This window comes from Acinetobacter minutum, from assembly GCF_035916735.1.
Classification (GTDB): domain Bacteria; phylum Pseudomonadota; class Gammaproteobacteria; order Pseudomonadales; family Moraxellaceae; genus Acinetobacter.
This window is the reverse complement of sequence record NZ_JAQIHG010000015.1, coordinates 1-14,009: the sequence shown is the minus strand read 5'-3', so window position 1 is coordinate 14,009 and position 14,009 is coordinate 1. Positions and strand designations below refer to the sequence as shown.

Annotated in this window: 12 protein-coding genes; 7 read left to right on the top strand and 5 right to left on the bottom strand. The window is 45.1% G+C overall.

Translation table 11 applies throughout. The features are described 5' to 3' along the window. The first annotated feature begins 361 nt into the window (after window positions 1-361). Window positions 362-703 (top strand): zinc ribbon domain-containing protein YjdM, encoded by a 342-nt coding sequence (locus tag PAE54_RS07810; protein WP_273778638.1) that lies wholly within the window; start codon window positions 362-364, stop codon window positions 701-703. 27 nt (window positions 704-730) lie between these two features. Continuing rightward, entirely contained in the window at window positions 731-1,642 is a 912-nt protein-coding gene (locus PAE54_RS07805) for a polyprenyl synthetase family protein (protein WP_273778639.1), read from the top strand. 180 nt (window positions 1,643-1,822) lie between these two features. On the opposite strand, the gene PAE54_RS07800 is transcribed toward PAE54_RS07805, so the two are convergent. The 3 genes from PAE54_RS07800 to PAE54_RS07790 all read right to left on the bottom strand — a co-directional run bounded on the left by PAE54_RS07800 (window position 1,823) and on the right by PAE54_RS07790 (window position 4,184). Next, complete coding sequence (locus PAE54_RS07800) at window positions 1,823-2,680, bottom strand: SPFH domain-containing protein (protein ID WP_326519009.1); 858 nt, start codon at window positions 2,678-2,680, stop codon at window positions 1,823-1,825. A gap of 18 nt (window positions 2,681-2,698) precedes the next feature. Then, window positions 2,699-3,169, bottom strand: coding sequence for an NfeD family protein (locus PAE54_RS07795; protein ID WP_326519008.1), 471 nt, complete (start codon window positions 3,167-3,169; stop codon window positions 2,699-2,701). Window positions 3,170-3,269: 100 nt separating this feature from the next. Continuing rightward, window positions 3,270-4,184: a patatin-like phospholipase family protein gene (locus PAE54_RS07790; RefSeq protein WP_326519007.1), complete on the bottom strand. Its 915-nt coding sequence runs from the start codon at window positions 4,182-4,184 to the stop codon at window positions 3,270-3,272. A gap of 346 nt (window positions 4,185-4,530) precedes the next feature. Here PAE54_RS07790 and PAE54_RS07785 point away from each other — a divergent pair, with 346 nt between their 5' ends. The 5 genes from PAE54_RS07785 (at window position 4,531) to PAE54_RS07765 (ending at window position 10,911) form a co-directional block, all read left to right on the top strand. Then, complete coding sequence (locus tag PAE54_RS07785; RefSeq protein WP_326519006.1) at window positions 4,531-5,805, top strand: MFS transporter; 1,275 nt, start codon at window positions 4,531-4,533, stop codon at window positions 5,803-5,805. Between the two features lie 107 nt (window positions 5,806-5,912). Then, window positions 5,913-7,070: a porin gene (locus PAE54_RS07780; protein ID WP_326519005.1), complete on the top strand. Its 1,158-nt coding sequence runs from the start codon at window positions 5,913-5,915 to the stop codon at window positions 7,068-7,070. A gap of 114 nt (window positions 7,071-7,184) precedes the next feature. After that, window positions 7,185-8,855, top strand: a complete 1,671-nt coding sequence (locus PAE54_RS07775) for a phosphoethanolamine transferase (RefSeq protein ID WP_326519004.1) — start codon at window positions 7,185-7,187, stop codon at window positions 8,853-8,855. Between the two features lie 3 nt (window positions 8,856-8,858). Further along, window positions 8,859-9,545 (top strand): response regulator transcription factor, encoded by a 687-nt coding sequence (locus tag PAE54_RS07770; RefSeq protein ID WP_326519003.1) that lies wholly within the window; start codon window positions 8,859-8,861, stop codon window positions 9,543-9,545. 4 nt (window positions 9,546-9,549) lie between these two features. After that, entirely contained in the window at window positions 9,550-10,911 is a 1,362-nt protein-coding gene (locus PAE54_RS07765; RefSeq protein WP_273778649.1) for a sensor histidine kinase, read from the top strand. Here the strand turns inward: PAE54_RS07765 and PAE54_RS07760 are convergent. After that, on the bottom strand, window positions 10,855-11,538 hold the full coding sequence (locus tag PAE54_RS07760) for a phosphatase PAP2 family protein (RefSeq protein ID WP_273778650.1): 684 nt from the start codon (window positions 11,536-11,538) through the stop codon (window positions 10,855-10,857). The genes PAE54_RS07765 and PAE54_RS07760 overlap by 57 nt on opposite strands. An 864-nt stretch (window positions 11,539-12,402) precedes the next feature. Beyond that, entirely contained in the window at window positions 12,403-13,590 is a 1,188-nt protein-coding gene (locus PAE54_RS07755) for an ammonium transporter (RefSeq protein WP_273778651.1), read from the bottom strand. Between the last annotated feature and the right edge of the window lie 419 nt (window positions 13,591-14,009).

Sequence of the window (14,009 nt, the reverse complement as noted above, 5' to 3'; positions counted from 1 at the left end):
AACGTCATTTCATGTCAGCACCCCCATCGTTCCTGTCTGTTTAATAGTCAGTTATGAATCAAAGTATTGATCATCCTTTTGGATGGCTTTCTATCGATCCTTTTTTATAGAAGATTCGATTGATCATTGGGTTCATTGGGTTCATTGGGCGAATATATTCCTGATGAACACGGGTTATTATAGATGCCAGCTGTGTTCTTAAAATGTAGGAAACCGACGTGTTGCGGAATGTTTGCAAGCTGAATGTTAGGACTATTTCTGATTTTTTCGGGGAAACGGAGGTATTTTAGCGATCCGCGCATGGAGAAAAACCAGCGAAAGCAGTATGATGGCAGCAGCATAAAATCACAGAAGACGTCTGATGAGTGATCAATTACCCGCTTGCCCAAAATGTAGTTCAGAATTTACTTACACTGATGGAACTTTACTGATCTGTCCCGAGTGTGGACATGAATGGGAGGCACAAACGGCTGCAGAAACTGAAGATTTGGTGATTAAAGATTCTGTCGGCAATATTTTGCAGGATGGCGATACCGTGACCGTCATTAAGGACCTTAAAATCAAAGGGTCTTCGCAGGTGGTTAAAATTGGCACTAAAGTTAAAAATATCCGTTTGCTAGATCATGGTGACCATAATATCGACTGTAAAGTAGATGGTATTGGTCCAATGAAGCTCAAATCTGAGTTCGTGAAAAAAGTTTAATCTTCCTGATTGTTGATCGAGGCCCGTGTGTCATCTATATCATCCGTCCCTGCAGATGTACTGAAACAGGCGCAAGTCCGTATTCAGCAAGATTTATTAACAGCGCTCGATGCCTTTGCCATTCCGGAACCTTTGAAAGGGGCGGTCTATCATGCTGTCATGCTCGGTGGAAAGCGTGTTCGGCCCGCCTTGTGTTATGCGACTGCAGCACTGGGTGAGCAACGTCAGAATGATGCGGCGGTACGCCGTGCGGCAGTAGCTGTCGAGCTGATTCACTGTTATTCGCTGGCCCATGATGACCTGCCTTGTATGGACAATGACTTGTTGCGACGTGGGCAACCGACCTGTCATGTGGCATTTGGGGAAAATACTGCTTTGCTGGCGGGCGATCTTTTACAGTCGATGGCTTTTGAAGTATTGGGTAGTCGATTGTTTGATTCAGGCCCCGCTGTTGAAGCATCTATTGTACTAAAACAGATGCAAATTCTGGCCACGGCCAGTTCCAAAATGGTCTGTGGTCAAATGCTTGATTTGCAGGCAGAAGGCACCCAGATTTCGCAGCAGGAGCTGGAAAACATTCACCGTAACAAGACGGGTGCCTTAATTTCAGCAGCAATTATGATGGCGGCTGTGACTCAATTTACGGGTACCGATCATGCCATTCCGCAACTGCGTCAGTTTGGCCAATCGATTGGTCTGGCGTTTCAGGTACAAGATGATATTTTGGATATCATTTCGGATACGCAAGTGCTCGGTAAGACCGCAGGTAAGGATGAGTTGGTGGAAAAATCCACTTATCCAGCCTTGATGGGATTGCAAGAGGCACAGGCGTATGCACTGGAGCTCCATGATCAAGCCTTTCAGGCGTTGAGCTATTTTGGAGAAAATGCAGCCGAGTTGTATCGGATTGCTGAATTCCTCTTGGTACGTAAACACTAATCAGCGTTAAGTTTTGTTGAATAAGACAAGGGTGGATCTATTCCGCCCTTTGTTGTTATTTTGGTGCTCTGGTCAGAAAAATGCTGTGAATAAGGCTCTAGGCTAACGTTGGATTTTCTGTCATCTTCTAAAAAATAAAAAAGACAGCGGTAAGCTGTCTTTTTTGATTAAGACGCCAAATTAAGGATTATGACGTCCCATCACACCGCGGATGGTATTTAATACATCGGCTGGCAAGACCACAGTTTTGGCATTGTTGGATTTCGCCATATCCTGCATGGCTTTGACATATTGTTCACCCAACAGATAGGCTACAGGAATTTCTTTATCGCCGACGGCTGAGCTAATCATTTTAATGGCTTTTTCAGAGGCTTCTGCCAAGACCACTTGAGCTTCGGCATCGCGGCGTGAAGCTTCGAGACGGCCTTCTGCTTCGAGAATCGCTGCGTGTTTTTCACCGTCCGCTTTGGTCACGGTCGCGCGACGCTGACGTTCTGCGGCGGCTTGAGCCTCCATGGCGGATTGCATGGTTTGTGAGGGTTGAATGTCCTGAATTTCCACAGTTTTCAGGGTGATGCCCCAATCCGAGATATCATCAGAAATGGCCAGTTTTAATTTGGCCTTGATATGATCCCGTGAAGACAAGGCATCATCCAGATCCATTTCGCCCACAATTGAACGCAGCGAGGTTTGTACTAGGTTTTGAATCGCCAAGATATAATTTTCAATACCATACACCGCTTTTTCTGGCGTGGTGAGATTGATATAAGCCACGGCATTCATCAGTAGTACCGCATTGTCACGGGTGATGACTTCCTGAGATGGAATATCCAGCACAATATCTTTGGTGGTCACTTTGTACGCCACTTCATCGATATACGGAATCACGAAATTCAGGCCCGGCGCGAGGGTCGTGTGGTATTTCCCTAAACGTTGCACGATCCATTTATAGCCTTGGGGAACGATACGTACCCCTTTAAAAATGGTTACCCCAACAAAAAGTAAAAATGCAAAAATAATAATGGTTCCAGCTGACATGTTCTGTCCTCTTAGTTTTCATTCATGTGATTGAGTGGTATGCGTTTGTACCACCAAGTCATTACCTAAAATGTCTACGACACGTACACGGTCTCCCACCTGTACTGGAGTCAGGCTGCGGCAGATCCATTCATCGGAACCTAGTACCGGCATTGGAAAGCGTACTTTAATTTGCTCATGTGCCAAGCCGGTTTCAATCACCATGCCGACCTGACCGATCGTGGCTTCACGTGGGAGGCCAGCCTTGGTTTTATCAATAGATAAGGGTTTGATAAATTTAAACCAAAGCAGGGTGGAGAGGATGGAAAGAATGATCCACATGATCAGCTGCGTGCTCAGGCTCATCATTGGAAACAGCCAGAACAGAACCGCGACCATCAATGCGGCGATCCCAAACCATAGTGAAGCAAATGCCGGTATGACCAGTTCGGAGAGCATCAACACAATACCCAACAAGACCCAGTGCCAGGGTTCAATCATTAATTCCATAAAGCCACTCTTAATATCGTTATTTACATATAGATCAATGGATTATCTGAATCAATGTAACAGATGCAGATGACAAAACCTATGAAAATTGTCGCAGAGCTTAGAATTTTGCAGGATTGGGTGCACGTAAGGCCGCAGGCGACTTTTTGAATTGCTGGATTACCGACTGGATTTCACGCACTTTTAGTTGTGCTGCCTGTTCGCCTTCAAGAATTGAGGCATTGCTTGCAGCCAAATCCATAACGCCGAGATGTCCTACCTTGGGCTGAATTACCACGTTGGCCTGACGCAATTCCTGCTGAATACTTTGCTGTCCCATGATATTAATGGTCTGGTCGAGTAGACCCCACATGCTCATCGGACGGTCGGCACTCGGACGTGCCGAAATATCTACGGCAATGACTATATCCGCTCCCATGGCTTTGGCTGTAGCCACCGGAATCGGACTCACCAGTCCGCCGTCCACATATTTCAGCTTGCCAATCGTCGCTGGGACAAACACGTTTGGAATACTGCAAGAGGCACGAACCGCTTGCCCCGCATTGCCTTTAATAAACTCGGTCTTTTGACCATTGTCGAGACGGGTCGCAACGGCTGCAAAGCGAATCGGAAATTGCTCCATCGGTCTGTTTGCTACCTGTTGGTTTACGTAATTTTGCAGTTTTTGTCCCAGCACAAACCCTTGACGGTTCAAGGTCAGGTCACGGATATCCGATTCTTTAAATTGTAAGGCCAGCTGTTGTAATTGATAGGGTGTTTTACCGCTGGCATATAAACTTCCAACAAAGCTGCCGGCACTGGTACCTGTCACAATTTTGGCTTTAATACCATGGGATTCCAGCACTTTAATCACGCCAATATGGGCAAAACCTTTGGCACCGCCACCTCCTAACGCTAGGGCAATGACAGGTTCACGCACTTTAGCGCTGGGTTTTGCCGGTTTTTCTGGTGTTTGTTGGCAGCCCAACAGGGTTAAACTGAATAGGCCTAAAATGGAAAAGGAGAGTAATTTCATGGAGAAAAAGGAGAATCACAGCGTATAAATTGTGTCCATCACAGCAGATTGTTGCTGAGTTTTCTAGCAATTTTTCCGACTTTTTTGTAAAAGTAGTCGGGTTGAAAATGCTGGACAGGATTGGGAGAGCTGTAAGTCCTCTTCTCTTTTTCAATGCTTAAGACCATTGTTCCTATGATCACGCGCACGACTTGCATGGATCGATGGATCAGCTGGGTGACTTTGACTATGTTGATTGCATAGATCTCAGTTTGTTTAAACAGGGCTGAATCCGCTCAGCGGGCAGCTTGCTTAGCACTCATCTGAATAGAGAGCATGATTACCGTAAACTTCAACCGGAACCTTTATGCACATATCGCATTTGTACTGGCTGTTATTTTCCCTGTATTGGGCACAAGGTTTGCCAGTCGGTTTTATGACCCATGCTTTACCGGTGATTTTGCGTTCTGAAGGGGTTTCGCTGGCACAGATTGGTGGTTTGGGTTTGTTGATGTTGCCATGGTCGGTCAAAATTCTCTGGGCACCTTGGGTGGATCGTATCTCTGGTTCATTCGGCCGTTATCGTAGCTGGATTCTCCCGAGTCAATTATTGACCTTATTGTGCTTGTTACTGTTGGCTTTTTTCCCGTTACAAGCTTTGCAACATCCTGGTTATCTGATCGGATTGTTTGTGCTTTTGCTGCTGATGAATCTGTTCGGTGCGACCCAAGATATCGCGACAGATGGTTTGACGGTTCGTCTATTAGATTCAGACCAACAGCGTTGGGGCAATGCGCTGCAGGTGATCGGTTCGCGTTTGGGGTTCATCGTAGGTGGTGGTCTACTGCTCTGGAGCCTGGAACACTGGGGTTGGCAGATCAGTTTTTTCTGGCTCGCCACCTTGGTTTTGATCAATACCTTACCGATTGCTTGTGTAAGTGCTTCACATTTACAACTGTTGGCACCTTCTGTTTCTCATACGACTTCCTCCGGCTGGATCGAACTTAAGCAACATTTTTTTCGTTATTGGCAAGATCCCGTTTTACGTGCCTGGTTTTGGGTATTACTGAGCTTTAAGGTGGCTGATGGCATGGCAGGACCCTTGCTCAAACCTCTAGTGGTTGATCTAGGGCTATCCCTATCTGCGATTGGTCTTTATATCACGCTGCTCGGGGCAGTGGCGGCCTTGGTCGGAGCTGCAATTGCTGCATACAGCTTAAGATGGTTGAGTCGAGTACAGGCATTCATACTGTTTTCACTGTTCAAGGTTTTGAGTTTGTTGGCTTATCTTTGGCTGGCATTGCAGTATGAGCAATCACATCCGGTCGCCCATGCACTGATTTATGCAATCAATGCATTTGAAGATTTATGTTCTGCCATGTTGTTGATGGTGATGTTTAGCCTGATTATGCAGTATTGCCGTACCCAATGGGCTGCGACAGATTTTACTTTTCAGGTGGCTCTGATGGCGACCATCAGTGGCTTGCTATACAGCTTGGGAGGAGGACTGGCGGAGCTGTGGAGTTATAGCCACACACTTATTCTGATCATTGTGTTGGCTACATTGCAACTCTATCCGGTCTGGAATTGGAGTCGATATTTAACTAGAAAGTCAAAAAATGTGCATGATTTAACATCATAGAATTAGACTTTTTGCTAAAAACCGAATAAACAAATCGAAATAAAATGGTTCTGTGCTATAAGGCGATCTTGTAATGTTTGTTGCAAATATATGACAAGATCAATCAAATGAAAACTAAAATTGCCCTTGCAATCACACTTGGCTTGGCGGCTAGCTCCGGTTTTGCAGCACCAACGCTGTATGGTGAAATTGATGCAAGTGTTGACTATTTACCCGAAGATAATGCAACGACAAAAGATCGTGATGTTTGGGAAGTGAGTTCAAATAGTTCATTTATTGGTGTAAAGGGTGAAGAAAAGCTAAGCCCGCGTTTAAGTGCGGTATATGCCATTGAGTGGGGACTCAGTGCTGATGGCGACAGCACCGACTGGACGACACGTAACCGTTTTGTTGGTTTAAAAGATAGCAAACTTGGAACACTCAAAGCGGGTGCACATGATACGCCCCTTAAACAACTTTCCAGTGCCGTTGATACCTTTAATAACTATGTCGCAAACAAGGCTGATGTGACCGGGATCATGACAGGTGAAAACCGCGTTTCCAATGCGGTAGTGTATGAGTCTCCTGCCATTGTACTTCCTGTCGGAGCACTTAAGTTAAATGCTTTGCTGGCCAGTGGTGAAAATAAAGGCATTGATAAAGGTAACGGATCTGCTAAAACGGCTGGCCGTGGTTTAGGAGATGCCTGGTCTGCTTCACTGGTGTATGAAAGCCCGGTTGTGGTAGCAGGTGTGGCCTATGATAAAGCCATTCCGAGCAACTTTTTGGGCCGTGGTATTTTGAATACCGAAAATGGTGAAATTTCTTCTAAAGGTTCCGTATTTGCTGCTGCCAATACTGTACGGGCGATTGGCCGTGTCAATTTAGATGGTGGCTTGGCACTCAAAGCTTTGTATCAAACTTCAGAAGCAGAAGAAACAGCAAATGCTAGTTATGATTTAACGACTGAAAAAGGTCTTGGAGATTATACTAAATGGTTGAAATCTGTAAAAAGTATAGATGATGCCCAAGGCTGGTTAGTAGGTGCGGAATATAACCTGGCAAATGCCAAAGCTTGGACTGTGAAAGCGCAGTACAGTCAGAACACTACCAGCTTCAAAGATGCAACAGCTGATTTTGAAGCCAAACAGGTCATTGCAGGTGTCGATTATGCCTTCAATAAACAGGTAAAAGCTTATGGCTATGCAGGTTACTTAACCCTGGAACAAGCCGATCAAGAAACCAAACAACCAGTTGTCGGCAGCGGTTTGGAAATCAAATTCTAATCCAGTACTTCTTGAAGTGACAAAAAAGGCGGTGTAACGACCGCCTTTTTACTTTAAGCCTGTTTTAAGTTTGCCGTTCTATAGTGTATTTCTCAATCTTTGTCTGCGATCGTGATGCTTCAAATGATAAAACGGCTTATTCCAACAACGAAAACAGTTTCGCTCAGTACCTTTAACCTGATTCTGGCCATATGGCTGGCCTTGGTGTTGAATATTGGATTTTTACAACAAGTTCAGCAACTCACGCCTTATCAGGGGATTAAAGCGACTCTGTTTCTAGCTGCGACTGCCGTCGTTTTAGTGGCGTATCATAGTTTTCTGTTCCAGTTAATCAACTGGAGAAGAACCGCCAAATTCTTTGCTATTTTGCTGGTCTTTGTTGGTGGTTTTAGTGCCTATTTTGTCAATACACTCGGTGTCGTGATCTCGCCCGATCAAATCCAGAATACTTTACAAACCGACCCGGGCGAAGTATCTGACCTGCTGTCGTTGCGTTTGCTGTTTTGGGCATTGGCCTTTGTGTTGTTACCGATTGTACTGATTACTCGTGTGCAGATTAAACCGGAAAAACTGAGCCAGACCTGGATCAAAAAAGGCCTCAACAGTGTAGCAGCCTTATTGGTCATGGGGGGATTACTGTTTGTTTATTATGTAGATTACGCTTCAATTTTTCGTGAGCATCGTGATCTGAAAGGGATGATCTCTCCACAGAATGTATTTGCATCAAGCTGGTCGTATTATCATAAAAAAGCACCGAAGCAGAATTTGCCATTAGTCCGTTATGGTGAAGATGCGCATGTCGTTGCCGCAGTCAGCCAAGCGCAAAAGCCAAAATTAATGGTATTGGTCGTGGGCGAAACAGCACGTGCGGAAAGCTTTTCCCTAAATGGTTACAGTAAAAACACCAATCCTGAACTTTCAAAGCAGCAAGTCATCAATTTCTCCAAAGTTAGTTCATGTGGAACAGCAACAGCGGTTTCAGTCCCATGTATGTTCTCCGGGATGCCACGTGAAGACTATGATGAACAGTTGGCCAGCCATCGTGAAGGTTTGCTCGATATCGCCCAACGTGCCGGTTACCATGTGACCTGGATGGACAATAACTCTGGCTGCAAGGGTGCGTGTGATCGGGTTGAAAAATATGTGATTCCAGAGCAGTTAAAACAGAAATGGTGTGCGACAGGGGATTGTTATGATGAAATTCTGGTTGATGCTCTGAAAGATTATATAGGCAAGATCCCAGCCGATGACAAAACTCCTCGTTTAATTGTTTTGCACCAAATGGGTAGCCATGGGCCAGCCTATTACAAACGCGCAACGGCAGCGTATCAACACTTTAAACCAACGTGTGAAACCAATGCGATTCAGGGCTGTAGTCCGCAAGCATTGATCAATACCTATGACAACAGTATTGTCTATACCGATCATGTATTGAGTCAGGTGATTGACACCTTAAAAACCACCAGCAATTATCAGACTGGATTCTGGTATTTATCGGATCATGGTGAATCGACAGGTGAAAGTGGCATGTATCTGCATGGTGCACCGTATTCGATTGCCCCAAGTCAACAGACGCATGTCCCGATGCTGATGTGGTTCTCGGATCGCTGGAAACAGCAATCTGCTGCACAGCTGCAATGTATTACCGGTCAAAAAGACCAACCGTTGAGCCAGGATAATTTGTTTCCAAGTTTATTAAGCTTGTTGGACATTAAAACCAAGGTAATCCAGCCGAAGTTTGACCTGTTACAGCAGTGTAATGCGCCTAGCCAAGCGAGAACCTAAAACATGAATAAAATCTTGATTATTGAAGATGATTTTATGATTGCAGAATCCACCATTACGTTGCTGAAATTGCATCAGTTTGAGGTGGAGTGGGTGAATAATGGCCGTGAGGGTCTGCAGCTATTGAGCCAGAAGGCTTTTGATCTGGTTTTGCTCGATTTGGGCTTGCCGACCATGGATGGCATGCAGGTACTTCGACAGATCAGACAACAGGCACCGGCTTTGCCGGTGCTGATCATTTCCGCACGGGATCAGTTACAGAACCGTGTTGAGGGTTTGAATCAGGGGGCAGATGATTATCTGGTCAAACCCTATGAATTTGATGAATTATTGGCACGAATCGTAGCGCTGTTGCGCCGTAGTGGTGTGCGTAAACAGCGACAAGAGCAGCAGCTGTTACGCAGTGGTGATTTGACCTTGAATGTAGAGCAGCATATTGCAACCTTCAAGGGACAAGAGCTTGAACTGTCTAATCGGGAATGGGCTATTTTGCAGGCTTTTTTGAGTTATCCCAACAAGATTTTCTCCAAAGCCAATCTAGAAGACAAACTGTATGATTTCGATAGTGAAATCAACAGTAATACCATTGAAGTGTATATTCATCATCTTCGTGCAAAATTGGGCAAAGATTTTATTCGGACCATTCGTGGATTAGGGTATCGTTTAGGGCATAGCGATTTATCGGATTAACTCTATGCAGCAGCGCTCCTATTCCCTGAAAAAACGCCTGATCTGGTTCACAGGTATTTTTAGTGTGGTGCTCGGCTGTATCCTGATGGTGTCCTCTTATAAGGTCGCTTTACAGGAAATCAATGAAATCCTGGACAAGCAGATGCGTTTTCAGGCGGAACGTGTAGCCGCGGAGGAATTGCGTCATCAGCAAAGTGATTTTGATCCGAACCGAAAATATTCAGAAGAAGATCTTTTTGTTGATATCTGGTCTTACCGCGAGTTGGCCCATCAACAGCATCCGAACCAAGTCTTAATGCCTGTAAAAGTCCCTCAAGCGGGATTTTATGAACATGAGAGTTTTTCAGGTACCTGGCTGGCCTATGTGATTCCGCTGCAAGATTACCAGGTACAGGTGAGCCAGCAGCAAAGTGTCCGGGAAATGTTGGCCTGGGAGCTGGCCGCCAGCCTGTTTATTCCCTATATGCTGATTATTCCATTGGCCTTATGGGGGCTGATTCACATCATCCAGCGCAGTTTAAAACCCTTGGATGACTTTAAAGCAGAACTGGCACAACGGAACTCAGATGATCTGACCCCTATTCAGGATCTGGAATATCCAGCGGAACTGTTACCCACCATTGAAGAAATGAACCATTTGCTGCAACGGATTTCGATTGCCCAGCAAGAGCAAAAACAGTTTATTGCTGACGCTGCACACGAATTACGTACGCCGATTACCGCATTAAATTTGCAAACCCAGATTTTACAAAAACAGTTTCCCGATCAGCCGGAAATTAAAAATCTGAGCAAGGGTCTTGTGCGCATGCAGCATCTGGTCAGTCAGCTTTTGACGCTGGCCAAGCAGGATGCTTTTTTGGTCGAACTGGAACAGCCTCAAGATTTCGAACTGAATCAGGTGGCGTTGAGCTGTGTGGAAGAACTGATGCATTTGGCGATGCAAAAGGAACAGGATTTAGGTTTGTTGCGCAATGAAACTGTACGGATGCATAGCCAGCCCACTGCAGTACACTCGATTATTTTTAACCTGCTGGATAATGCAATTAAATATACACCGGCTGGTGGAGTAATTAATTTATCTATTTATCAGCAGGATGATGATGCCTATATTTTACTTGAAGACAGCGGTCCCGGAATTTCACCCGAATTGTATGAGCAGGTGATGAAACGCTTCTATCGCATTCATCATCATCTGGAGCAGGGCAGCGGTTTGGGCATGTCCATCGTACACAAGGCGATTCAGCGTTTGGGTGGCAGTATTCAGATGGACCGGAGCACAGAACTTGGTGGATTATGGGTGCTGGTACGCTTACCGACCCACTGGGTTCAGAAGAAAACGTCGGTAAAACAGCGCATAGGCAGCTAAATTCAAGGTCCAAATGATCCAGCCGGTCCATAAATTATGACTCAGGAAATGCGCACCGCGCATCATTTGCGCCCAGCCCATGGCAAATCCTAAAATCAGGGCTGCGATGAGATAAAAATAGGCACGTGCAGGTTGCAGCAGGCGAAACACAAAGTAACCGGTGATGAGGGCAAAACCGGTACTGGCATGCCCTCCAGGGAAACAGTGGCCATTTTCCAAATTAAAATTCCAGGCAAAACCCGTCAGAGTACTTTGGGTCATATTCCATGGGCAGGCATGTGCAGATTGTGATTTAAGTAAACCGATTAGGCTGGTGCCAAGAATGACCAGCCAGAAAAAGTAACCATAGTGCCAGCGACGTTGTGCCAACCGGTTCATTTTAAAGGAAGCTAGCCAAAGCAGAAAAATACTGACATAGGCTGCAATAATCACGTCCTTGACGATGGTATGGTTCAGTTCAGCCAGATACCAGTCATTACGCGCAAAGAAATGTCCCGTTTGATCCATCCAGGGCTGAATAAAGGCCAAGTCCAGTGTACCACCCACCGGTACATACAGCAGCAACAGCACCAAGCTGATGATTAACAATAGGCTATGCGTCAGGAAAAATCGGGTGGTTTGCGACATTGTTCAGCGACCAGAGGCAAAAACATGCGCTATTGCAACAGTTGCAACTTAAATTCAGCTTAAGATCGCAGCACGGGAGGTGATTTTGTGAGGCATTTCTCTTGGCGGTAATTGGAATATGCAAACGATTGGCTTGGTAGAATCACGAGGATGCATAGACTGAAGATTGCGCGATTTGCGCTGTACTACGTGGTAAATTTAAATAGTTGTAGTTCAATCGCTACTTTTTGATTTGAAGCATATGCTGATGCATCGATCGTGGAATATTTATACCTGGAGTGAGCATCTGTTCCAATATTTTGTTTACTGATTGCGGTAAATAAATCTAAAACAGCTCCAACAGATTACTCAACGGATGGGGGAGTGGATCTCCGTAAGTTAAACGGTTGATACATAAAATATCAGAGCCTTAGTAACTGATGCCTGAATCAAGTAGCAACAGTAGATCATCTCTTGGTCTTAGATTATTGCGATTGCTGCATTTTGCAGCGCGGTAATATTGATCGTGTAAACCTGCCTAGTGCAGTAAAAACGGGCAGTGACGTTGAATAGATCGAATTGCAGAATTTAGGGTTTAGCTATTGGATCTGATCCTCAGCTCACGACAGAGTAGTGTCCGTAATCTGTGTTCAGAGATTTTCTGGCATACCTGCCCATCATTGTGGTTGCGCTCGATTTATATCATTTTATTGATGATGATCCAGTGCATGATATTCATCTAGCAAGTACTCGGACCGGATACAGGCCTTGCTCACTGCTGAGTAGTTTCATTCGGATATTCTTACAGGTGAGGAATAGCTTGTATTTACATAATTGATTGAAATAAAAAAGCGGCTCTATTGAGCCGCCAGGTATCTATAGAATTTAAAACATATTTTCTTCTGAGTTGGCTGAAATCTTGTGAATGGCCAGATCCGCACCGCGATATTCATCTTCTTGTGACAGGCGGATACCGATAGTCGCTTTTAGGATACCGTAAACGATGAATCCACCAGCCAACGCCACAATAATCGCCAGCAGTGTCCCGATGATTTGCGCCATCATGGAAACACCTCCTAGGCCACCGAGCCAGCTCTGGCCGAAAATACCGACGGCTATGCCACCAAAGGCACCACAAACACCATGTAATGGCCAAACCCCGAGTACGTCATCCACTTTGAGTTTATTCTGTGTCACAGTAAAGAGTTTAACGAAAATTGCCCCGGCGGCGGCACCGATGATCAGTGCACTCACCGGATGTACAATATCTGAACCCGCACAGATCGCCACTAGGCCGGCCAATGGACCATTGTGCAGGAAGCCTGGGTCTTCTTTACCGATCAGGTTGGCTGAAATAGTTCCTCCGACCATGGCCATCAAGGAATTAATCGCAACGAGACCAGAAATGGCATCTAGACGTTGCGCACTCATCACGTTAAAACCAAACCAGCCTACAATCAAAATCCATGAACCCAAGGCCAAAAATGGAATGGAAGAGGGTGGATGAGCACTGACACGGCCATCTTTTTTATAGCGACCATGACGTGCACCCAATAACAGGACAGCAGCCAAGGCCATCCAGCCTCCCATGGCATGAACCACGACGGAGCCGGCAAAATCATGAAAAGATGCACCAAATACGTCTTTTAGCCAGTTTTGCAGACCTAAATTGCCATTCCACATGATGCCTTCAAAGAATGGATAGACCAAGGCAACCAAAAATAGTGTCGCGATGGCCTGCGAGCGCATTTTTGCCCGTTCGGCAATCCCGCCCGAGATAATGGCAGGAATTGCAGCAGCAAAAGTCAGCAGAAAGAAACAACGCATCAGGTTATAACCATGATCTAATGCGAGTGTCGTCCCGCTATGAAAGAAATGCTGACCGTAGGCAATGTAATAACCGATAAAGAAATAAGCGATGGCAGAGATTGAGAAATCGGCCAGAATTTTACTTAAGGCATTGACCTGGTTTTTATGGCGTACTGTTCCCAATTCCAAAAAGGCAAAGCCAGCGTGCATGGCCAGAACCAGAATGGCACCTAAGAGTAAAAAGAGAAGATCAATATTCGGCATATGCAAAGTTCAGTTTTAGTGCTGCTGTCACGGAGGTGATCAGTATAACGATGAAATTTGCACCAATACATGCAATTGATGTGGGAAATATTGATTAAAGATTCTTAATAATCCTCAAGACTCGATATAAAGCAAATAGCTGCACCAATATGGAAAATATGGACTTTTTTGGTGCTGGTTTTTCACAGGGGAAGGATTGAATCGTACAGTTTTGAATCAGTCATGTACCGAGAATAGATTTTTTTAATTATCCTGTTCCATAAATTATGTTGTATAGCGGGCTATTGCCGTGCAAAAAATAAAGCCTTTCCCAGAGAAAAGGCTTTAAGACAGCGTGAGGGCTGTTATTCACCAATTAAAATGTCTATGCGATAAACCATTTAAAATGTCCTGTTTTTAACTGCAAGAGTCAAGAACAG